Source organism: Arthrobacter hankyongi, from assembly GCF_022012395.1.
In the GTDB taxonomy this organism is placed as follows: Bacteria; Actinomycetota; Actinomycetes; order Actinomycetales; family Micrococcaceae; genus Crystallibacter; species Crystallibacter hankyongi.
Genome location: NZ_JAKLTQ010000023.1, coordinates 53,064 through 75,975, shown reverse-complemented (window position 1 = coordinate 75,975; position 22,912 = coordinate 53,064). Strand labels below are relative to the sequence as shown.

The 22,912-nt window shown below is 66.0% G+C and carries 15 protein-coding genes and 1 pseudogene; 8 read left to right on the top strand and 8 right to left on the bottom strand.

Going from position 1 to position 22,912, the window contains the following annotated elements; genetic code table 11:
• Positions 1-322: pseudogene (locus LVY72_RS20890) on the top strand (hypothetical protein); the annotation flags it as partial.
• A 571-nt stretch (positions 323-893) separates the two neighbouring features.
• Here LVY72_RS20890 and LVY72_RS20885 read toward each other — a convergent pair.
• Positions 894-1,181 (bottom strand): hypothetical protein, encoded by a 288-nt coding sequence (locus LVY72_RS20885; protein WP_237826138.1) that lies wholly within the window; start codon positions 1,179-1,181, stop codon positions 894-896.
• 524 nt (positions 1,182-1,705) lie between these two features.
• On the opposite strand from LVY72_RS20885, the gene LVY72_RS20880 reads away from it, so the two are divergent.
• A complete protein-coding gene (locus tag LVY72_RS20880) occupies positions 1,706-3,205 on the top strand; it encodes an FAD-dependent oxidoreductase (RefSeq protein ID WP_237826137.1) in 1,500 nt (499 codons plus the stop codon).
• Positions 3,206-3,336: 131 nt separating this feature from the next.
• Here LVY72_RS20880 and LVY72_RS20875 read toward each other — a convergent pair whose 3' ends face one another.
• From LVY72_RS20875 to LVY72_RS20860, 4 genes are all read right to left on the bottom strand, one after another.
• A complete protein-coding gene (locus LVY72_RS20875; protein WP_237826134.1) occupies positions 3,337-4,098 on the bottom strand; it encodes an NYN domain-containing protein in 762 nt (253 codons plus the stop codon).
• Positions 4,099-4,260: 162 nt separating this feature from the next.
• Positions 4,261-4,524 carry a hypothetical protein gene (locus LVY72_RS20870; RefSeq protein ID WP_237826129.1) on the bottom strand — a complete coding sequence of 88 codons (264 nt, stop codon included), beginning with the start codon at positions 4,522-4,524 and terminating at the stop codon, positions 4,261-4,263.
• Positions 4,525-4,682: 158 nt separating this feature from the next.
• A complete protein-coding gene (locus LVY72_RS20865) occupies positions 4,683-5,384 on the bottom strand; it encodes an SCO1664 family protein (RefSeq protein ID WP_237826128.1) in 702 nt (233 codons plus the stop codon).
• A gap of 13 nt (positions 5,385-5,397) precedes the next feature.
• Positions 5,398-6,057, bottom strand: coding sequence for an MSMEG_4193 family putative phosphomutase (locus LVY72_RS20860; protein WP_237826126.1), 660 nt, complete (start codon positions 6,055-6,057; stop codon positions 5,398-5,400).
• 90 nt (positions 6,058-6,147) lie between these two features.
• On the opposite strand from LVY72_RS20860, the gene LVY72_RS20855 reads away from it, so the two are divergent.
• Positions 6,148-7,536 (top strand): magnesium chelatase ATPase subunit I, encoded by a 1,389-nt coding sequence (locus LVY72_RS20855; protein ID WP_237826125.1) that lies wholly within the window; start codon positions 6,148-6,150, stop codon positions 7,534-7,536.
• A gap of 81 nt (positions 7,537-7,617) precedes the next feature.
• On the top strand, positions 7,618-9,621 hold the full coding sequence (locus LVY72_RS20850) for a vWA domain-containing protein (protein WP_237826122.1): 2,004 nt from the start codon (positions 7,618-7,620) through the stop codon (positions 9,619-9,621).
• Between the two features lie 140 nt (positions 9,622-9,761).
• On the opposite strand, the gene LVY72_RS20845 is transcribed toward LVY72_RS20850, so the two are convergent.
• From LVY72_RS20845 to LVY72_RS20830, 3 genes are all read right to left on the bottom strand, one after another.
• The gene (locus LVY72_RS20845) at positions 9,762-10,271 is read right to left on the bottom strand and encodes a hypothetical protein (RefSeq protein WP_237826121.1); all 510 of its coding nucleotides are present in this window, start codon (positions 10,269-10,271) and stop codon (positions 9,762-9,764) included.
• A gap of 124 nt (positions 10,272-10,395) precedes the next feature.
• Entirely contained in the window at positions 10,396-13,731 is a 3,336-nt protein-coding gene (locus LVY72_RS25030; RefSeq protein ID WP_504863594.1) for an ATP-binding protein, read from the bottom strand.
• A gap of 16 nt (positions 13,732-13,747) precedes the next feature.
• Entirely contained in the window at positions 13,748-16,414 is a 2,667-nt protein-coding gene (locus LVY72_RS20830) for a CHAT domain-containing protein (protein WP_237826117.1), read from the bottom strand.
• Positions 16,415-16,724: 310 nt separating this feature from the next.
• Between LVY72_RS20830 and LVY72_RS20825 the strand changes: the two genes are divergently transcribed.
• The 4 genes from LVY72_RS20825 to LVY72_RS20810 all read left to right on the top strand — a co-directional run bounded on the left by LVY72_RS20825 (position 16,725) and on the right by LVY72_RS20810 (position 22,628).
• Complete coding sequence (locus LVY72_RS20825) at positions 16,725-17,345, top strand: SigE family RNA polymerase sigma factor (protein ID WP_237826115.1); 621 nt, start codon at positions 16,725-16,727, stop codon at positions 17,343-17,345.
• Positions 17,342-18,784, top strand: coding sequence for an Ig-like domain-containing protein (locus LVY72_RS20820; RefSeq protein WP_237826114.1), 1,443 nt, complete (start codon positions 17,342-17,344; stop codon positions 18,782-18,784). Before LVY72_RS20825 ends, LVY72_RS20820 begins: the two co-directional genes overlap by 4 nt.
• A 196-nt stretch (positions 18,785-18,980) precedes the next feature.
• Positions 18,981-21,173, top strand: coding sequence for a trypco2 family protein (locus LVY72_RS20815; RefSeq protein ID WP_237826112.1), 2,193 nt, complete (start codon positions 18,981-18,983; stop codon positions 21,171-21,173).
• 72 nt (positions 21,174-21,245) lie between these two features.
• Positions 21,246-22,628 carry a hypothetical protein gene (locus LVY72_RS20810; RefSeq protein WP_237826111.1) on the top strand — a complete coding sequence of 461 codons (1,383 nt, stop codon included), beginning with the start codon at positions 21,246-21,248 and terminating at the stop codon, positions 22,626-22,628.
• Positions 22,629-22,912 lie beyond the last annotated feature (284 nt).

Genomic DNA, 22,912 nt, shown 5'->3' with positions numbered 1-22,912 from the left:
AACTGTCAACCACCTGCTCTCCGACCTGGGCTCCCTGCCAGCTGCCACACACCCGGAGGAAGAGGAGCTTGTGCAGCTGCTGGACAGACGCGGCATCGAGTACACCACCTGGGACGGCTGGCTGCGGCTGGACGCCCACGAGAAGGAACTCGGCGAGGCCGCCGGCACCATGGAAACCGCCCGCGGGCCCGTGATTCGCGAACGCATCAAGGTGGTGCCGCGTGACCAGATGGTCGCCCTCTCCCGGCCTGCCGGAGCCGCGGCAGCGCAGGCAGGTTCCGCGCTCTCGGCGAGCTATTGCTCCGAACCGCGTTGTCAGTGACACAGACGGTAAACGAGCTTCCCTTGGACGTTGGTTGGCATATGCGTTGTTACCGGTGGCCGGAGCGTAGATGGAAGCCGGGGCCAAGGATGGAGCCGCAATAGCTGATGTCATCCCCGGCTGAATTCATGTCGGCTCGCTCGAAGTGCTAGCGCAGCCAGGACGGGCAGGAGATGGCCGGCCGGGTCGACGTTTTCCCGGCAGGGGAAGTTGAGGGCGCCGGGGACCGACCGGATCCTGCCGTCCCTAGTAACGGCTCCTATTCGGGGCGGCGGCGCCGTGGCCTCGAGGCAGCCGGTGTAGGCGGACATGCCGCCGTCGAGTGCCGCGGCCGCCTGTCCGATCGCCCGCGGCACACAGACGCCCCGGGCGGTGATGACCCCGCCGGTGCCGGCATCGCTGATGCCCGATTCCCTCATGCCCCCGGTCGCAGGCGTCCCGGCCCGAGGAGCCGTCCAGGTAGGTGTGCTTGTACTCCCGGGTCGAAGATCCGCTCGATCGAGCCGGTTGCCGATGTCAGCAGCAGGGTCGCGTGTACATCAGGTCGGGCCTTGCGGCCGAATGCGCATGCTCAGTCGTTGAGCTCGCTGGTGACGATTTCGTACTCTTCGACGTCGAGGACTTCCAAGGTCAGCGCGCTGCTGGCTTCTGAGCGGAGCTTGTTCGCCGTTTCCTTGCTTGCGGCCAGGTGTTCCTCCGTGTCGTATATGGCGATCGAGAGGGACTTGCCGTTCCCCTTTCCGTTCATAAAATAGAAGCCCCGGCATCCCGGGAGTTCCAGCACCCGCCGGACGATATCCGCCGCGGGCCCGCTGGACGTGTCCTGGCTGCCTTGGTATGTGCTGACTCGAGCGAACATTATTGCCTCCAATAATCTGCAGCTGAAGCCTGGCCGCCCCCGCCTTGTCCCAGGTGTCGATGGCATGAGGGAAGACCTGTCGGCCTCGCGGCAGGCTCTCTCGGGTGGTTCGGGCTCCTCCCACCAGTAGGAACCCGGCAGCGCGTGAGCGCAAGAACGGGACCCTACAACATTGCCGTTGCGCCGCCATCGCGAGGCCTGTTTGTGGCCGGACTCCGGATGAGCCGGCCACCGAAGCCCGCCGGCCGCGGTAGCCGCCGTCGAGATGCTCATCGCCCAAAGCTGCGATTCATGCACCATTGGCCTTCCCGCAGCCGGCGGGGACTGCCCGGGTTAGGTCAAAGGTTGCATATGAAAAATGTCTGGCCGGGAGGCCTCTGGCAGTAGTCATAATGGGGTGAGCCGGCTTCGCAGCCAGGCTTAGCGGCAGCAGAATCAACGCACTACCACCTGGGGCCAGACAAATGGCCGAATTATCCGGGTTTCCGGATTCCACCGTCATGAAACGGACAGGGAGTGTACTCATGACCTCGCTATGGCTGGACCGAGACACGATTCTTACCGGCGATGCGTTTGTCCCGGAGGCTGACTTCGACGTCGCCGTCGTCGGGGCCGGCCTCACCGGACTGGCGATCGCCGCGCTGCTCGCTCGGTCCGGTGTGCGGGTCGGGATCCTGGAGGCCAGGACCGTGGGGGCGGGAACCACCGGCAACACCACAGCCAAACTGTCCCTGCTTCAGGGCACTGTGCTGTCAGGGCTGCGCCGGCAGTACTCGCAGAAGGTTGTCAACGCGTACGTTGAAGCAAACCGGGAAGGGCAGGCGTGGCTGCTGCGCCACCTTGAGGAACGAGGCGTCCCCTTCCAGCGCCGGGACGCGTATACGTTCTCCGTGACCGACGGCGGTGCACAGCGGGTGAAGTCCGAACTTTCCGCCTGCCGGGCGGCCGGCCTCGACGTCGAGGAAACCAGTGTCACCGAACTGCCGTTCAACACCCGCCGTACTATCCGGCTCGCCGACCAGGCACAGTTCAATCCCATGGATGTCCTGGAGAGCCTGGCGGCTGATTTCCGTGCCCACGCAGGCGTGCTGATGGAAGGCGTGCGGGTCCGCAACATTTCCAACGTGACAAAGGACGGCCGTGCAGACATCGTGACCGACGCCGGCATAGTCCACGCGGGCCGGGTGGTGCTGGCCACGGGCATCCCGATCCTGGACAGAGGCCTGTATTTTGCCAAGCTGAAGGCCTCGCAGTCCTATGCGGCGGCATTCAGGGTTCCCGGCCACGTCACGATTCCCTCGGGAATGTACCTTTCGGCTGAGTCTCCGGGCCGCTCGCTGCGGACCTACCCGGCCGGTCGGGAGGAACTGTTGGTGGTGGGCGGCAACGGACACCAAGTGGGTAGGGAACCCTCGCCCCGACGCCGTCTTGATGAATTGCTGGCCTGGGCCCGGCACTATTTCCCCGGCGCGGAGGTGACTCACACGTGGTCGGGCGAGGACTACCAGGCCACCAACCTGATGCCCTTCTTCGGCAAACTGCCCCGCGGCGGCGGCAAAATCTTCTTCGCCACCGGATACAACAAATGGGGCATGAGCAACGCCATCGCCGCAGCATTGGCCATCAGTGCCGAGATCCTCGGCGGACAGCTCCACTGGGCGGACACGATCCAACACCGGATCACCTCGCCTGCAGGAGCAGCCGGTGCGATCTCCCTGAACGCCGGCGTCGCCAAGGCGCTGGCCGAAGGCTGGGCGAAGGCGGAACTGGCCGGGTCCGGGATTGGCGCGGCGCCGCCGGAAGGCGCCGGCATGGTGGTCCGCCAGGGCCGTCGGCCGGCAGCCGTTTCCACTGTCGGCGGCGTTACCTGCCGGCTCTCGGGAGTCTGCACTCACCTGGGCGGCATCCTCAGCTGGAATGATGCGGAGAAGTCCTGGGACTGCCCCTTGCACGGCTCCCGCTTCTCGCCCACAGGCAAGGTCCTGCACGGACCGACCACGAAGGACCTTCCGGCCCTGGAGTAGGACATGTCGGGTTTTCGCAGGAACCGGCGTGGACCGGCACGTCCATCACGCCGAATGGCGGCACGAAATCCTGCCTTTCGACGCCTTCCGAACCAGTCCGCCTACTGCCTGGATGCCGCTGGTGCCGGCATTCACTTCGCTCCGGCGCTCGCGGGGCGCCACATCTTGAGGTCGCAGTATTCCTCGACGAAGGCGCCGAGGCTGCGGTAACCGAAGCTCTTGTAGTCGACCGACGGCCACTTTTGCCGCAGCAGGTTGCCGAGCGCTGAACCATTTATGGCGCCATTGACGCGTAGCGCGGAGTTGCGCGCCACAAGATCTTTGACTGCCTGCCGGTACTCCTCCACGCTTGGGGACCGGTTGGCCGGCTTGACAGCCGTGCCCGATGGCCGTGGCCGGGCGTCCGCAGCGGCGCCGGAAACGTCGAGGACGTGAAATTCGTCGGCTGCGGATTCGAGCAGGGAGTTGGGCTTTCCGGCATTTTCCTGGTTTGTTGTGGCCACAACCACGTACTTGCCCAAGGCATGGAGCCTGCGGATCAGGGGGACGAAGCCACCGTCGCCGCTGACAATGACGAAAACCTCCACGCCGGATGATTCGTAAGCCACCGCCAGCGCGTCGACGACCAACTCCATGTCCGCGGCATTTTTGATGTCCGAACTGAACGAATAGACCTGCACCGGTTCGACGCCGTGCTCCAGCAGCTCCCGGCGGTATGCGGCCATGTCCGGCCGTCCCCAGTTGGCAAAGGCACGTACGGTCGCCGTCAGCGAGCCGATGCCGTTCTTGCGGACGATGCCTTGGATGCTTTTGATGATCGTCCCGACGGGTACAGCCGTGACATCGCGTCCATACCCGCCGAACAGGTTTTCCATGTCCACAAAAATGGCCACATTCCTCTTCGGAGGTGCTCCTGCCGTCATCCCACCGTCCCCCAACGCTGATCTGCAAGTAGTGCGATCCTACAGCGGCGCCGCTGGCTGAACGGACTCGATGACAGGTGGCCTCGGCCCGAAGACGCGCCAGGCCCTGCCACGAACCTGGCCTCTACGAGGTCAAACAGTCCCGGCAATGGCCTCTTCGGGCGCGAAATCCGCCAATGCCGGGGACCAGATGGCCGCCGCGGGGGCACCGCCGTCGGCCTTGTGCCCGGTGGAGAGATGCCGCGGCACGTAGCCGGCCTGGGTCCGGATGCCGGCCGATGCCTTCAGCATGCGACGTCGGTTCCACCGTTTCCGCCACTTCGTGAGCAGGGAGATCGCCACCGGCAGGACGGCGGCCATGACGATCAAGATGATTGCTGCAATGTCCTGGGACATCGGCCGCTCCCTTTCATCGGATGGTGTGACCCATTACACGCGCCCGGCCGGTGGCGGGCCGGTCGACACGCGGGAATTGATCGAGTCTTTACCGATGCTGGTGCGGTGCCGCAGCCAAGCGAAACGCTGGCGGCCCGCCAGATGTCAAGCCGGTCCGCCTACACGAGCGGCCAGGGGTACCGCATCCCGGTGCGGTCCACCGGCAGCACCCCTTCGCGCAGCAGGCGCTGCACGCGTCGCTGCAGCGCGGCGACCTCCGCGTCGTCGAGCAGCTCGGCGACGTCGTCGGGCACGGACCCGGCGAGCTGGCTGATGTCCTCGAGCAGGGGAGCGGGAATGGGTTCGCCCGCGAAGTCCCAGATCACGGTGCGCAGTTTGAAGTCCGCAGAGAAGCACAGCCCGTGGTCGATGCCCCACACATGTCCGTCGAGGTCGCGCAGCACATGCCCGCTCTTGCGGTCGGTGTTGTTGGCGACGCAGTCGAAGAGGGCAATCTGAGCCAAGGCGGCATGGGTCCCGGGAGCCTCCGCGTACAGCGTGAAGTAGTGCTCGTGCTCATCGCCCTCGATGAACCACTGCAGCGATCCGACCCCCAAGGGTGCATCCTCGCGGATCACCGTCGGCGGCACAATGCCCCACTCCAGGTACTCGCTGAGCAGGTAGGCCGCGCGCTCCCGCCGGTACAGCCCGGGCTCGAAATCGTACAGCGGCCGTTCTCCGGCTTCCGGCTTGTAGACCGCCCACCCCGAGTCGTCCCCGTACGAGACTTGGACAAGGAACGTCGCGTTGCTGCTGCGCAGGATGCGTCCAAGCAGTTCGATGCGGCCCTCGGTGAGCAGCGTCAGCTCGCGTCCGGACACCGTCCGCCCCTAGTCACGACGCCCTCAGCCCGCTCAACGGTTCCAGGGAGGAGTTCACCATGAGGACGGCGGGCGCCTGGCCCTCCACATAGGAGATGGCCGAAACCGAGCCCGGGCTGATGGCGATCCGCTGGAAGAGGTCCAGGTGGATACCCAGCGCGTGGGCGACGGCGGCCTTGATCGGGTCCGCGTGGGAGAAACAGACGACGACGCCCCCGGCATGGGCGGTGCACAGTGCCTCAAGGGTGCCGACCATCCGCGCCTGCATCTGCGCGAAGCTCTCCCCGTTCGGGAAGCGGAAGGCCGAGGGGGTGTGCTGTACGGTCTGCCATTGCGGCAGGCCCGCCAGCTCGGCGAGCGCGGCGCCGGTCCAATCGCCGAAATCACATTCGATCAGCCCGGCGTTCTTGTTTACCTCGAGCCCGGTGCCGGCCGCCGCCGGCTGCGCCGTCTCACAGGTGCGCTCCAGCGGCGAGGAGTAGATGCCATCGACCCTAAGACCTGCGAGCCGTTCCGCGACCCGTTCAGCCTGGGCCCGGCCCCGGTCGGACAGATGCAGACCCGGCGCCCGGCCGGGCAGCACCGTGCCCGTGGTGGGCGTCTCCCCGTGCCGCACCAGCAGGAGCAGGGTGCCCGGCGGTGTTGAAGGCGCCGGCAATGTTGCGTCAGTCATCAACAACCAGCGTAGCGGCAGGGGCCCCGCCCGGACTGGGAAGATATTCGATGCTCGATTCACCGCGGGTTCGAGGACTACCGTGGAGGTGTGACTGATCGTCCCGATATCTTCACCGTTGGTGAATTACGTGCAGCCGGCCACGTCCACAAGGACCTGCGCCACGAGGTCCGCGACAACCTGCTCGCGGCGCTCGCCGCGGACCGCGATCCATGGCCCGGCATGTACGGGTTCAGCCGGACCGTCCTTCCCCAGCTCGAGCGCGCCTTGATCGCCGGCCACGACGTCGTCCTGCTTGGCGAGCGGGGACAGGGCAAGACCCGGCTCCTGCGCACCCTGGTCGGGCTGCTCGACGAGTGGTCGCCGGTGATCGAAGGATCGGAACTGAACGAACATCCGTATGAACCGATCACGGAGCAGTCCCGCGCCCGGGTGCTCGCCGAAGGGGACCGGCTGCGCGTGGCATGGCGCCACCGGTCGGAACGATACGTGGAGAAGCTCGCCACTCCGGACACCTCCGTCGCGGACCTGATCGGCGACGTCGACCCGATGCGCGTTGCCGAGGGCCGCCGGCTCGGCGACCCGGATACCATCCACTACGGTCTCGTCCCGCGCTCCAACCGCGGCATCATCGGCATTAACGAACTGCCCGACCTCGCCGAGCGTATCCAGGTCGCGATGCTCAACGTGATGGAGGAGCGCGATATCCAGATCCGCGGCTACGTGCTGCGGCTGCCACTCGACGTCCTTGTCGTCGCGACCGCCAACCCCGAGGACTACACCAACCGCGGCCGGATCATCACGCCCCTGAAGGACCGCTTCGGCGCCGAGATCCGCACACACTACCCGATCGAGCTGGACGACGAGGTCGCCGTCATCCAGCAGGAGGGGCGGCTGGTGGCCGACGTCCCGCCCGTCATCCTCGAGATCCTGGCCCGCTATACCCGTGCCTTGCGGCAGTCCCCGGCGATCAACCAGAATTCCGGGGTGTCGGCGCGGTTTGGCATCGCGGGCGCTGAGACCGTCGCGGCGGCGGCGCTGCGCCGGGCCGCCGTTCGGGGGGAGGATGAGGCGGTCGCCCGGATCGTTGACCTGGAGAGCGCCGTCGAAGTCCTTTCCGGCAAGATCGAGTTCGAGTCCGGCGAGGAGGGGCGCGAACAAGCCATCCTCGACCATCTGGTGCGCACGGCTACGGCCGAAGCTGTGCGGTTGCATTACCGCGGTCTCGACTTCGGTCCGCTCGTGGCGGCGCTCGACGGCCACACGACCGTGACTACCGGGGACGAAGTCACCGCTCGGGAGTTCCTCGAGAACCTCCCGCCGCTTGACGCATCCGGCCTTTACGACGAGATCGGTGCGCGCCTGCACGCGAAAAACGATGGGCAGCGCGCCGCTGCGATCGAACTTGCACTGGAAGGTCTCTACCTCGCCCGGCGGATCTCCAAGGAGTCCGACGAGGGGGAGACGATCTACGGCTAGCGAGTGGGGCGTTCCCGCGGTGTCGGCTCCGCCGCCACAACGGGGCCCTCGCGCCCCACTCTAGGGATAGGGAGAGGCATCATGGCCGCACACAACCGGGCCTCCAGGTACGGCCGGTACACGGGAGGACCCGATCCGCTCGCCCCGCCGGTCGACCTGGCCGAGGCGCTCGACGCGATCGCCGAGGACGTCATGGCAGGCTACTCGCCCCGGCACGCCCTGCAGGAGTTCCTGCGGCGCGGCGGCCGGAACCGGGAAGGGCTTGATGACCTGGCCGGCCGCGTTCAGCAGCGCCGGAATGAACTGCTGAGCCGCCACCGGCTGGACGGCACCCTGAACGAGGTCCGCAAGCTGCTCGACACCGCGGTGCTGGAGGAGCGCAAGCAGCTGGCCCGCGACGCGATGATGGATGACACCGACCGCGCCTTCCGGGAGATGCAGCTGCAGAACCTGCCCGCTTCCACGGCGGCAGCGGTCAACGAGCTCGCTTCCTATGACTGGCAGTCGAGCACCGCCCGCCAGGCTTACGAGCAAATCAAGGACCTGCTGGGCCGCGAGGTCCTTGACCAGCGGTTCGCCGGGATGAAACAAGCGCTCGAGAATGCCACTGACGAAGACCGCGCGGCCGTGAGCCAGATGCTGCGCGACCTTAACGAACTGCTCGACAAGCACCGCCGCGGCGAGGACACCGATGCGGACTTCCAGGAGTTCATGGCGCGGCACGGGCACTTCTTTCCGGAGAATCCACAATCGGTCGAGGAACTGGTCGACGCCCTCGCCCAGCGCGCGGCGGCAGCCCAGCGGCTCCTGCAATCGATGTCGCAGGAGCAGCGCGAGGAGCTGCTGCGTCTTTCGGCCCAGGCATTTGGCTCGTCCGAACTGATGGCCCAGCTCGATCAACTGGACGCAAGCCTGCGCGCCCTGCGCCCGGGCGAGGACTGGACCGGCTCGGAACGCTTCGAGGGCCAGGAAGGGCTCGGGCTGGGCGACGGTACCGGTGTGCTCCAGGATATCGCCGAACTCGACGAACTGGCCGGGCAGCTCTCCCAGTCCTACAACGGTTCACGCTTGGACGATCTGGACCTGGATGCCCTTGCCCGCCAGCTCGGGCAGAATGCCGCCGTGACGGCTCGTACCCTCGCCGAGATCGAGCGGGCGATGCAGGACGGCGGCTACCTGCAGCGCGGTGCCGACGGCGACCTCCGGCTGTCCCCGCAGGCCATGCGGCGGCTCGGAAAGTCGCTGCTGCGGGACACCGCCAGGCAGCTCTCCGGCCGGCAGGGGAGCCGGGATGCGCGAGTCGCCGGTGCTGCCGGCGAGCAGACCGGGGCCAGCCGTCAGTGGCAGTTCGGGGATGCCGAGCCGTGGGACGTCACCCGCACCATGACCAACGCGATCCGCCGCACGGCCGCCGGTGGCGGTGATCCGGGCCGCGGGCTGCGCCTCGGGGCGGGCGACATCGAGGTGGTGGAGACGGAGGCGCGCACCCAGGCCGCCGTCGTCCTGCTCGTCGACGTGTCGTTCTCGATGGCGGCCGAGGGGCGGTGGGTGCCGATGAAACGCACCGCGCTGGCCCTGCACCACCTGGTCTCCACACGGTTCCGCGGGGACCGGCTGCAGCTGATCACGTTCGGCCGCTACGCGCAGTCCATGGACATCGGCGAGCTGACGGCCCTGCCGGCGCTGCGGGAGCAGGGAACCAACCTGCACCACGGCCTGCTGCTGGCCAACCGCTTCTTCCGCCAGCACCCCACCATGCAGCCGGTCCTGCTCGTGGTGACCGACGGCGAACCAACCGCGCACCTGCTGGCGGAGGGCGAGTCCTGGTTCTCCTGGCCGCCGGACCCGGAAACCATCCGCGTGACGGTCGCCGAGCTCGACCGGCTGGGGCGTGCTGGCACGAAGGCCACGTTCTTCCGGCTCGGCGACGACCCGGGCCTGGAGCGGTTCGTCCAGCGCATGGTCCGCCGGATCGATGGCCGGGTGGTCGCGCCCGAGACAGGGGAACTCGGGGCCGCCGTGGTGGGGGAGTACCTCCGCGCCCGTTTCCGCGGCCCCTACGACGACGCCGACTGGGCTCCGTAGCCGGCAGCGCGCCGGGCCCGGCACCGGGGGACGTCCCCTGGCGCCGGCCCCGGCCCCTCTACTTACTGCCCAGGAAGGACCTGTGCAGCCCCCTATCCCCCGATTCCCCCTTCATGGTGCGGGGTCCACGGTGTGGTCCGTCAGCCCGGCATCGACGTGTTGGCGCTGGCCCGCCATCCCGTCCAGGGCGACCAGATTCCGCTGGCGCCTTCCTGGTGGCGGGTGCGCTGGAAGACTTCCTCGTTGCCCGCCTCGGTGTTGACGAGGGTCCGGACGTTATTCAGGGTGACCGAGTGACCGGCACCAACATAGACGTTCGTCCAGTTCGTTCCGCCCAAGTAGTCATTGCCATCGAACGGTGGCGTCCACGAGTCATCGTCTTCCCAGCGCTGCTGCTGGACGTTGAGCCAACGGTTTTGGCTGCAGTACACGTAGACCCGGTAATTGACCAGCATGGTGCCGGACTGGTTGTGCCCGGCGAAGATGGGCTTCAGCGGCGTCACGGTGCACGCGTACTGGGTGACGGCGGCCTGTGCGGGTGCGGCCACCGCGGCGGGAACTGCCACCGCGGACAGTCCCAGCGCTGCCGCGAGGGCGAACTTGGACCGGCGGGAGAGTCGGCGCCGGACGGCAGGCAGGTTTGCGGACATTTCATCCTCCTTGATGGTGGTGCGAGCTGGTTTGGCTTCGCACCTCCATTGAGGACCCGGATGTTTGCAGGCTGCTTGAAGGTCACTTGAGGGGCGGCTTGAAGGGTTCCGGGACGGTGGGCGGCTATGGGTCGACGGCGGCCAGTGCCGCACGTGCGGCGGCGCACCAATATGCTGATTCCGCGCGCTGGGCCACAGCGAAGGCCTGGCGGTAATGTTTGGCAGCCTCGGTCTGCAGGCCCAGCCGCAACGCCAGGTCGCCGGCAATCTGTGCCACCGGCCCATGCGCCACCACTGCAGTGTCAGCACCGGCAAACTCGTCCAAATATGGTTCCAGGGCCTGATAAGCCCATACGATCCTGTTGCGGTCGTCCAGACAGAGTCCAGTGAGGGCACGCCAGGTGCTGGTCAGCAGATAGGAGGCCTCCCGAGGAACCGGCGGAAGCTGTCCGGCGACTTCCCTGGCAGCGTCCGGCTGCCCCGAGCCCAGCAGCGCCTGCGCATAGACTTCGCGCCCCATCACCGGCCAACGTGCGAAAGCCGTTTCGGCCAAATCCAGGATCTCGTTCATCCGGCCCTGGTGCATGGCCAGGCTGATGGTGGTGCCGGCCACCCAGGCTTGGTCCACTTCCCACAGCCGTACCCGTTCACTGAGCCTGGCCGCAGCACGGTAGGCCTCTTCCGCAGCCTCGAAGCGGCCGTTGACCAGATGCCGGAGCCCTTCGTACCAGGCGGCGACAGCCAGTGGGGAGGGCAGCTGGTATTTTTCGGCCAACCGTTTGGTTTCGGCGTGGTGTTGATCGGCCGTCCGGAACGAACCGTGTGCGCTCGCGCACTCGGTCATCATCAGGTGCGCAATCACTTCGGCCGTGACCAGACTGTGCCGTTGGGCCAGCGCCAGGAGCTCCTGCGCCAGGGAGCGACGGAAGGCAAGCTGGCCGGGCAAGTAGGACTGGCGGAACAGTGCTTCGAGGGCCTTGGCGAGCAGCAGCGGATCATCCAGCTCCCTGGCCATCGCGACGGCTGCGGCCGCCGCCTCACGCCCCCGGTCCAGCCCCGACCATTCGAGTTCCAGGGCCAGGCAGGTCAGCAATTGGCAGCGCAAGGCCGAGGTGCGGCTGGGCAGGGCGTCGAGGGTGTGCTCAACCAGGTCGACAACCGGTTGGACCACGGTGCCGTATTCCTGGTTCACCCACAAGCTGGGAACGTCGTAGGAGGTGATGACCCGGGCCGTCAGCTCGCTGTCCGCGAGGACGGCCGCCTCACGAAGAGCCTGGTCCCGGATGTTCCGTGCTTCGGCTGCCTCGCCGCCCAAGGCGATGGCACGCACCAGGCGGATCATGAGTCCCACCCGTTCCCGTGGTCCGCCTGCTGCTGCGGCATCGAAGCAGTCCAGTGCCTGCAGCCAGAGCGTGGCTGCTTCCCGAAAGGCGAACCGCGCCTCGGTCTGTTCTGCGGCCTTCGATGAATACTCCAATCCGGCCAGGGCCAATGATGCTTTGCCGGACCGGACGTAGTGGTAGGCGATGGCGGAGTAGTCATCCGGATGGATGGCCTGGATGGCCTGTCCAATCCGGGCATGCAAGTGGCAGCGTCTCATGCTCGAAATGTCGCTGTTGATGGCTTCCCTGACGATGCCGTGCGCAAATCCCACGCGTCCGGGCTTGGGCTCGATCAGCAGGCCCGCCCGTAGCGCCGTTTCAACAGATTCGAGCAGCGTCTGTTCCGCGGCCCCAGCCAGCGCCTCCAGAACATCGGCGTCGGTTTCCATTCCCATCACGGCCAGCGTGGTCAACAGCGACCGCACATCCTCCGGCAGCCGGGCCAGACGGTGCCGCACAATTTCACGGATTCCCGCGGGAACTTCGGAGAGCGCCGTCCGTCCGCCAAGGGCGTCGAGCAGACTGCCGATCTGGCGCACGTACAAGACGTTGCCGCCGGTCCACCGGTGGATCGCTGCGACCTCATCATCCGAGAGGATCCTGGACGATGTAGTCCGCAGCAATGCGGCCGTTTCCTGGGTGGACAATCCTCCAAGTTCGAATCTCGCCTGGACCACCGGAAGGAGTTTCCGTGCGAGATTCGGCGCACCGGCAAATCCCTCTCCTGTTTGCTGGATGCCTACGAAGAAGACCGGATCATCCGCAAGGTCGAAAACCACGCGGTTCAAAATCGACAGGGTTTCGGTGTCAGCCAAATGAACATCGTCCAGAACAACCAGCACCGGACCGGACGCCGCTACTTCGTGCAGGAACTCGCTGATCCGCCGGTGCAGGCGGAATCTTTGCAGAACCGGATCGATGTCCTGCCCGGTGGCCTGTACATCCGCCGCAAAGATGGATTCGAGGGGTTGACCGAATTCATCCGGGTGGAGATGGTGCAGCTCGTCGACTATGGCAGCCCAGGGAAGGCCGGCCAGCGCACCCTCCTCGGCGTCGCATCGTCCCACCGCCACGAACCATCCTTCCGCCCGCAGGCTTTTGGCGAGTTCCATGACGAGGCGTGTCTTGCCCGTTCCGGTGTGCCCCTCGATCCAGGCCAGGGACGGGACGCTGCGGTGCGCCGACCTGGCAGCTGCCAGCAAATGCTCAAGTTCGGCCGCACGACCCAGAAATGGATCCTGATCGGGGGCAGCCAGCATGCTGTGGCCCGGGATCCGTTCCCCGGCCGCAGCGAAAGCCAGCAAGGGGTGGGCATCGTCCTCGAGCGCAGGGGACTGCGCCAGTACGTCCGCTTCAAGCCGGCGAAGGGCCGGCCCCGGATCGACGCCAAGTTCCTGGGCGAGGACCCGGCGGGCGCTTCGAACGGCGGCCAACGCGTCACCTTGCCGGCCGCCGCGGTAGAGGGCCAGCACCAGCAGTTGCCACGTCGTCTCACGCAGCGGAGACTTCCCCAGGACAGCTTCGAGGCCTGTGACGGCCTCGGAAAACTTTCCCAGGGCCAGCGCGGCAGTTGCGTGCCGTTCCCGCGCCGCGCACCATAAATCATCCAGTCGGGTGATCTCGGCGGCTGCCCATGGTTCGTTGGCAAAATCCGCATAGGCAGGGCCGTGCCAAAGGGCCAGCGCATCGATGAGGTTGCGCCGAACCTGTTCGGCCGGCAGATGATGCGGATCCGCTGCGGCGTAGGCCTGCTCGAATTGCCAGGCATCAACTTGGTCACGGTGCAGGCTCACACGGTAGCCGGTAGGAACGGTGAGCAGAACCGTCCCAGGACCGCGGGTGGCCCGGGACGGTTCCAGGCTGCTGCGCAACCGCGACACATACGTCTGCAAGGTCAGCAATGCCTTGGCAGGGGGCTCGGACCCCCACAGGTCGTCAATCAGACGATCTGCTGATACCGCCGAGCCGCGTGCGATCAAAAGCCGGGCCAGGACCGCGCGCTGGCGCCAGCCGCCCAGCACTATGGTCCGGTTGCCGTCGCCGGCCCTCAACGGACCGAGGACGTCCAGCGTTAACATGACGACATCTGACGGCCTATACCCCGGTGATGTGCCAGATGCGCGCCGTCCCATCCCGGCTGGCGGTGGCGAGCCAGCCGCCATCCGGCCGGAATGACACGGCGGAAACCCATCCATCGTGGTGGACCTGCAGCAGCTGGGCGCCGGTAGCGATATCCCAAAGCCGGGCCGTGCGGTCGCCGCCGCCGGTCGCCAAGCGGGTGCCGCCAGGGCTGAATGCCACCGCCCGGACCGAACTTTCGTGGCGGATCTTCGTCAGCTTCTTTCCGGTCGTAGCGTTCCAAATCCATGCCATCCGGTCATCACTGCCGGCGGCTATGCTTGTGCCGTCTGGGCTGAAGGCCACGCCGGTAGCCATGACATGACGCCCTATGCGCAGTAGCAGGGCGCCGCTATGCATGTTCAGCAGCCGGATATCATCGCCGGCGCTGGCCAGGAAGGATCCATCCGCGTTGAATGCCACGCCGCGGGCGGGATCGTCCTGGCGGACCCGGAGCAGGAGGGCTCCGCTGTGCGAGTCCCAGATGCGGGTCTCTTCGCTAGCCGTGGCGAGCTGGTTTCCGTCCGGGCTGAACGCCAGTCCATTGATCGAGCTGCCATGCTGGAGTTCGAGCAACTGGATGCCGGACCCTGCGTCCCAGATCCGGGCGGTTTCGTCCGAGCTGGCTGTGGCCATGCGGCTTCCCTCGGGGCTGAAAGCCACTGCGTTGACGACGTTGTCATGCCGCACACGGAGCAATTCGCCGCCCGTGGCAGCGTCCCAGATCCGGGCGGTTTCATCCCAGCTGGCTGTGGCCACACAGGTTCCGTCCGGACTGAATGTCACCGAATTGACCGCGCTGGCATGGCGGACCGTCAGCAGGCGGGTGCCGGCCTGCTGGGCCGTGTTTCGTGCGGGGGTTTGGCTGCGGGAGCTCTGAGCGGTATCGCTTCGGGTTTTGGCACCCTGTAACGAAGTCGACGTCGTAAGGATTTCGGTTTCGGGTTGAATTGCGGGATCTGTGGCATTGTCCGCGCCAGCCGCCTGCTTGTACCGCAGTTCCAGGCGGGCCCGGGTGGCCAGTCCGTCCGGGTCGGCTGCGTCAGGTTCCAGTGCCTTCAGCTCCGCAGCCAGGTCCAGCACGGCCTGCCACTCCATGGCCTCGGCGTGTTGCCGCAACGCGGCCTGAAGTGCGGCCATTTGCTGGCGGGATTCGCACGTTCGGCGGCGGTCCGCGGCGTCCGCGAAGTGCGGATCTGCTTCGAGGAGGGCGTACCCGCGTGCGGCTGCGGCCCAGTCGCCGTCATCCTCGGCTTTCCTGGCGTCCTGGTACGTTGCGGAGTGCTCGTGGCGGCGGATAGCGGTATCCCGCAGCAAAGCACCGTCACGGTAGCCCGGATCTGCGGCCAGCAGCTTGTCCAACAGGCCAATGGCGGTTTCGAACTGGTTCTGCTGATGCGCGTTCCTGGCCTGCAAGTAGAGTGTGCGAAGCTGGTCCTGCTCCCGATCCGACTGGACGGGGCCCGGTTTGGGCGAGGCATCGGGCTTCTGCCGCCTTGTGCCTGCTGCGCGGCGCGGCACAGTCAAGGCAAACAGGCTGGCGGCGGTACCGCGCACGTACACTACCGGAGTCACCCATTCCAATGTCGACCCCGAGTTTCCGGTGATTGAGATCCGTCCATTTCGAACCGCCTCATCCACCCGGCGGCCATGGGCAATGGCGGTATAAAAACCCCGGGCAAACGCGATGGCTGCACCATCGCTCACGGTGAACTGCATGGCTGCGACGGCGCTGATCCCGCCGCGTACCAAGGCGGCAGCAGTGCCGGAGAACAGGTCCTCCGTCCCGGCCTGCCCGGTGGAGCAGGAGTTCAGCACGACCAGCCGGGGGATCGGCCTGGCCGCGCTGAGCAGGTATGCGATGCGTGACGCCTCCACCAAAGCGTAGCGGCCGTGGGCATCCACCAGGGCAATCAGGCCTTCATCGCTGCCCAGGTCATAGTCACCGTGCCCGATGAAGTGCAGCACATGCCACGGGCCGGCCAGCAATTGCTCGTGGATCCCATCCCAAGTGGCCTCCGGTGTCCAGACCAGCTCAACCAGCCCGGCGGCGACCGGACCGGCCAGGGCTTCCTCCAAATGTGCCTTTTCGGCTTCCACGTCCAGCGTTTGCAAACCGCGGGGGGATGAAACCACTCCGAGGATGCGCAGCGGAGGGGCGACTTTCAACGGACGGGGGTTGTAGTCAGCCGCCGGAATGCGCCGTACCAGGGGCTCTGTCCGGCACAGGTACGATCCTGTCTCCGGGTCGTACAGCATTTCCCACGGGAGGGCGGCCAACTCCGGCGCCGCCAGGCGCAGGACCAGCCGCAGTTCATCCCCGGCCTGCTGGGCCGCACCCAGACTGGCGCGGTAGGCACCACCGATCGCTCCCGTGAACAAGGCCATGAACAGCTGCTCTCCGGCCTGTCGGACAGGTTCCTCGGACCGGGGAACAGTGCGGCGTGCCGACACTGCGGAAGCCAGTATGGTTCGCTCCAGATCGCTCCGCCGGTTCAGCAGTTCGTCGACATCAAGCCGGAACCTGGCAGATGGTTCTCCACCGGCCCGTGCCCGTATTACCCGTACTGTATATTCGCCCCGCTGCGAACCGGAGCCGATCTCCAGTTCAATGTCCCCGTCCACCACGACCTTCTCACTCATGGGATGCGGCCTGGCCCAGAAGGCCAGTGGGGCGGCACAAAAGTCCTTGTGCCGCTGAGCATGCGCAACAGCTTAAGACTGGCTTACGAAGGCTGCGGCGACAAGGCCACCCACAATTGGCCGGGGCAAGGACGAAGGCACCGCTTGGAAGAGAAAAGCGGTAACGGCAAGGGCGGTATCATCAGGGCTAGCACGACACCGCCGTAAGCCGCTTCCATCCAAGGGGCGTCGTGTGATGGGAGGTTCTGAGCCCATGTGTGAAATTCCTCCGCGCCGATTCAGACCGGCGCTACGACCGGCGCGGATCGTGATGACGGTGGCAGCGCTTGCGGTCATTGTCGCTGGATGGATGCTTTCGGATGGTTTGGGCCTCCTGCTGACGGGCCTAGGCATCGGGGTATTCGTGCTGGCAGTCCTGATCCCTGCCATACGTGAGGTGGAGTTTGGGTTGCCTCCTGGAACGAAGGTTTCTGCCGCCCTCCAGGACCGCCGGGAAGAACTGCAGATGGCGTTCGAAAGCCAGCAGGAGGATCTGGAACGCTGTGCCCACTTACTGTGCACCGATCCTGCAAAGGCTTCCGACATGGTGGAACGGGCGTGGGAACGCGCCGCGGCTGCCTGGCGAGGGCCGGTTACCCCGGAAATCCTGACCTACACGCTCTGCCTGTTGGTCCGGTTTATCGGTTCCCCCGACCGTCTGGAGGACTACAAAGAAGCAATAACTGACGATCCCGCCAGGGCCCCGGTGCTAAGCACGCTGGCGGCGCTGGACCCCACTGCACGGACAGTAGTGGTGCTCCATGAAGTCGCCAACCTGTCTGTTGGGCAGATTGCCCGCATCACAGACAGTCCGTCGGCACAAGTAGTGGCGGCGCTGGACCGGTTCCAGCTGTCTGCCGGCGGGCCGAGCCCGGATTCCATCACGCCATGAACGCCGACTTCCGCCGTTCCCTGACAGCAACGGCTGATGAGGTACGTTCGCGGGCGCATCCTGCGGATCCCAATGCGGCGATCATGCGCGGCATCGGCCGCTACAGGCGGCGGATCTGGATCGCGTACATTGCCGCCGCTGCGGTGGCAGCGGTGCTGGCCGGATCCCTCTTCCTGACCCGGCAAGTCCTGTCAGATGCGGAACTCACAGCGATCAACGTCCAGCCCAGCCCGGCGGTGCTTCGTCCCAAGGCACAGCTGCAGTTCGCCGCGGAGGGGGCCTACAGCAACGGCGACCGCGGTGTTCGGATTGACTCCGTGGATTGGCAGTCAGACAATCCCGCAGTTGCACGCATCGATGGCAGCGGGCGGGTTTCCGCTCTCCAGCCGGGCACCGCGACGATTACTGCGTCGCAGAAGGGGATCAAGGGGACCGTGAAGCTGACAGTAACCAAGGCGAATCTCCGAAGCATCACGGTCAATCCATCGCCGATAACGTTGAAGCCAGGTGAGCACCGCTCCTTGACCGCCACCGGAAAATACGACGACGGCGCCACCGCAACCCTCGTATCGCCCCCGGTCAAGTGGGAGACCAGCAATAAGGACGTTGCGAGAGTTGACGCTAAGGGACAGCTCTCAGGCGTCAGCCAGGGAACAGCCACCATCACCGCCATCTTTGAGGGCGTCAAGCGGAAGGTGAAACTTTCGGTGACGGAGGCCGGACCGACGCCGGAGACACCTGAGCCGCAGCCAACCCTCGCCAGCATTCGGATCGACGGTCCGCGACAACTGACGGAAGGTGAGCACCAGCCCATTGCCGCCGTCGGTATCTTCAGCGATAAGACAGAGCGCCGCTTGGAATCCCCACCGGTTCAGTGGAGTTCGAGTGACCCGAATATTGCCCGGATTGACGGCGACCAGATTGTCGCCGTCAGCCAAGGGAACATCAGCCTCAAAGCCACCTGGGGCGGTAGCAGCGGAACTCTTGACGTTGCCGTTGGCCCGTCCAGTCCGGGATGCACGCCATCCAGCCTCGACCCCAGCAAATACAACGGGCGCACCTTCGAGGTCGTCAAGGCAGAACTGGAAGCGAATGGTTGGCGCGTCGAGGCCCACGAGCAGTCCGCGGCGGAGGCGCCGGGCGTGGTGCTGGCCGTCAGCGCAAACTGTACGTCGGATGGCGAGGCAGTCGCGACGGTCGTCTATTCCACCGGACCAACAGGGCCTCAGGTGCCAGATGTCATCGGGAAGTCTGTGGCCGATGCTGAAGTTATCATATCCGGTCAGGGCCTGGTACCACTGCGAGGCGAGGACCAGTTCTCTGGGGCGCCCCAAGGTACGGTTGTCGACCAGAATCCGAAGGCAGGTACCGCAGCTCCTCCTCAGAGCACTGTGACCTACTACGTCTCCGCAGGGCCTGGCACTACTACGCCAACCTAAACACCTGCTCGGGAACCGGCCAACGTCTTCGGCAGTGGGCCAGCATGCCGGCGTCGCCCGGGAGACTTTTCGTTGTGAGCGCTGACGGTGTTGCGGTGCCCTGTTCAGCCCGGACAGGGAGGGGCATCATGGTGGCATCTGTCCTGCGCCGGCCGGGTTGGCCGGTAAGGGACGGGCAGCCGGATGACGGAGGTGCATGGTGGATGCTGCCGTGGGCTTGGCGGAGGCGATCGATGCGCTGCGGGAGGAATTGTCCGCTGCCGCGGCACGCAGCGAGGGGCAGGCAATGCGGTTCGGCCTGGAGCCGGTGGAGTTAACGCTCCAGGTGGCGCTGACCAGGACTGCCGCCGGCAAGGTCGCCTGGGTGGTCGTTGACTCCGGTGCCGGGCATCCCGAGGCCGTTACCCAGATGCTGACGCTGAAACTGGTGCCTCTCTGGAAGACAGCGGAGGGGTCCTTGACCACGGACTTCACCATCGCGTCACCGGGCGCCGCCGACGACGGCACCGGACGTGGCCATGATGTCCAGGATTCTCCGGCGGCCCCGGCCGGCGACTATGTCAGGCCTGAACCGGGCGAAGACAAGGCCATGGACCGCGCTCCCCTCGATAGCCCGCCTGTCGTCTTCCGAGGAGGGTTGCTCGGGGCGGAGCAAGAGGAATCTTCGGGTCCGGCCTGGGATGAAGAACCGCAGCGGGACACGTCGTGGTCCGAGCCTGAGGGGCCCGCGGCTCCCGCTGCGAGTGGAGAAGCCGATGACCGACGCTGGGTCAGCGCCGAACTGGAGGACCATGACCCCGCGGCGCCGTTGCTAAGCGGAGAGACGTACACCCTCGCCTTTGGCGTGGATGTGGAGGAGAATCCCCGGGCCGCGGCCAACACCCTTCTGGGTTACACCTTCGCCGCGGGGGAGAACCTGGCTGTGCTCTCCGTCCACGTCGAGAGCGATGACTTTGACATCGGCGATAACAGCCGTCCGCTCCGCCTGCCCCGCAGTGGACCATCGAAGGGCAAGGCGCGCTTCGACATCACCCCGCTCAGGGACGGGCCCTGCGTCGTGACCGCGACCATCCATAAGGAGGGGAATTTCATCCAGGAAATGGAGATCACGTTCCATGTGGGCCTTACCGCCAGGCCCGTGCAGGTCACGGCCCGGGGGCGCCCTTCCCAGGCTGCGTTCGTGCTGCAGCCGCGGGACATCGGGCTGTCCATTGAACCTGCGCCGGGCGGCGGCTTCCGCTGCGACGTCCGGGGAGCGGTGTATGGGCGCGCCCATCTCCCCATCCAGGACGCCGAACTAGCCGATGCGCTCAAGCAGCTGCGGACGGAACTGCTGAAGGTCGTGACCCAGACGGACGACGCTGGCACGCCTGTCTTCCAGCAGCGCCTGGACATCGCTGACGCTGACCGCGATCGTGCCCTGGTGGTCCTGGCGAAGGCGGGGTACGGGCTGTACCGCAAGATCTTCTATCATCCGGCGGCCGATGCCCAGACCAAGCGCATCGGCGACTGGCTGCGCGAGCAGACCGCCCCGGAAAGCGGCGTCACCACCCTCCAGGTGGTCTCGCAGGGCTTTCCCATTCCCTGGGGTCTTCTTTATGTCGCAGACAAATGGGATGAAAACGGTGTCCAATGGGAACGCTTCCTGGGGATGGGCCACGTCATCGAGCAGATTCCCCTGCAGAATGACATGGCCACCCCGGATGGCGTGATTGCCACGGACCGGCCGGATCTGTCACTGAGCGTCAATATTAATGACGAGATCGATACCCAGATGCGTGCGGATTTTGTTGCCCGCCAAGGCCGGTACTGGGCGGACACCTGCCGGTCCCGTGCCGGTATCCGCCTGACCACGCGCAGACTGGGGAACGAGGTCATCAGGGCCTTGCAGAACGAGGCGACCGATGACCAGATCCTGTACCTGTACTGCCATGCCGGGGCTGCCGGCCTCGACGATCCCGGCGGCCCGGACGCCTCTTGGCTCAAGTTCTCCGGCAACGAGAAAGTCCGGCTCGAAGACCTCAACCTGACAGCTCCTACGGATGTCCCGCTGCGCGGCCACCCGCTCATCTTCATCAATGCCTGCGAATCCGCTGAGCTCTCGCCGTTGTTCTATGACGGGTTCGTACCGTATTTCATGGCAAAGGGTGCCCGCGGGGTTATCGGCACCGAATGTAAGACCCCGGCACTTTTTGCGGCCGAATGGGCGAAAAGGTTCTTCGACATGTTCATGGATGGTGTGCCGTTGGGCGAACTGTTCCTGAAGCTGCGGCGGGAGATGTACCTCGACCACGGAAACCCCCTCGGCCTGCTGTACGGCGTGCACTGCGACGGGGACACCTACCTGAAACCGGCTGTGCCGTCGCTGCCAGCCGTTGGGCCGGGGTGAAGCCCGACGGCGGCGAACGGATGTCCCGCCGACGACTCATGAGCTCCGCAACTATCAAAAGGACGGGCAGCTATGACACTCCGCCAGGTACCCGGCACCGACGTGACTTACCATCTGGTGTGCTTTGACAAGGAAGGCAGGGAACGGCCCGAGGGCGCCGGCACACTGGCCAGCAGCACGCTGCGCGCGCTCGCCGCGGTGCAAGGGACGGATGAAAAAATCAGCGATGTATTTTTCCTCAGCCACGGCTGGCAGGGGGATATTCCGGCAGCGATCGACCAGTACGATCGCTGGCTCGGCACCATGGCCGCACGCGCCGAAGACCGCCGCTCCGCCAGGACTCGCCACCCCGGATTCCGTTCTCTGGTTATTGGCTTGCACTGGCCGAGCAAGCCATGGGGAGACGAACGTGTGCCATCCCCGTCCGCCAGCGGTCTGCTCTCCGACGAAGCTGAACCGGCTGCGCCGATGAGCATCGACGAGATGGTGGACGTCAACGCTGAGCGCCTCGCCGATACACCGGCAGCCCGCGCCGCCCTGCACACCATCCTGGAAACCGCCCGGCGTGACGAGGATGCAGACAGCCTTCCCGAAGACGTGCGCCAAGCCTACGAAACGCTGCGCATCGAGGCAGGCCTGACTTCGGACGGGGACATGCTGCCTCCGGCGGCAGGCGGCGTCGAGGCCTGGGACGCCCAAGCGGTCTATCAGCAGCTGCGCCAGGAGCAGGACGGGGAATCCCAGGGTCTGCTCGGCGGCAACGCCGGTGGTGCCGGCGTGTCCAGCAATATCCTCTCGCCGCTGCGGCAGCTCTCGTTCTGGAAAATGAAAGACCGCGGGCGGATCTTCGGTGAGACCGGCGCCGCTGACCTGTTGCGTCTCCTGCAGGAGTCCGCACCGCAAACGACGCGCTTCCACCTGATGGGGCACAGCTTCGGCTGCATCGTGGTCTCCGCCGCCGTGGCAGGAACGGCCCGGAGCAGGCTACTGCGGCCTGTCGACTCACTGGTCCTAGCCCAGGGGGCGCTGTCCTTGTGGGCGTACTCTGCGAACGTTCCCGATTCTCTAGGCAAACCGGGGTACTTCCACCGCATCGTCGACGAAGGCCTGGTCCGGGGGCCGATCGTCACGACGCGGTCCCTCCACGACACGGCCGTCGGCAAATACTATCCGCTGGGGGCCCAGCTGGCCTCCCAGTACCTGCTCGGGGACCTGCCCAAGTACGGCGGCATTGGAACCTACGGCATTCAGGGGCTAAACACGGTCAGCGATGATGTGCCCATGGCCCCGACCGATTTCAATTACGCCTTCCGGCCGGGGCGGATCTACAATCTGGACGCCCGGAACTTCATCTCCCACGGGGACGGGCCCTCCGGCGCCCACAATGACATCGCCCACCCAGAGGTCGCGCACGCCGCGTGGCAGGCCGTCTTGGCCGTACCTGAACAGACTTAATTGCCTTACGTAGACATCCTTGCCGGTGCATCGTCGTGCCGATTCCGGAGCGGAAGTGCTCCACCCAAGCCTTCGACGGCGGCCGCCACCCTTCACGCGTTGCGGGCCATCTCAAGGCAGGGGAGGGAGTATCGCAGCGCCGGGTGCCACGGTGCGGACGACGACGCCGGCTGGCCGTGATTGATAGGCACCTCCGATGCTTGACAGCAGATCAGGAAGCCTTTGCCAAGCGGGCGGTAATGGCGCGGTCAGATGACCAATCCCAGCACTGATCCTTCCCGGAT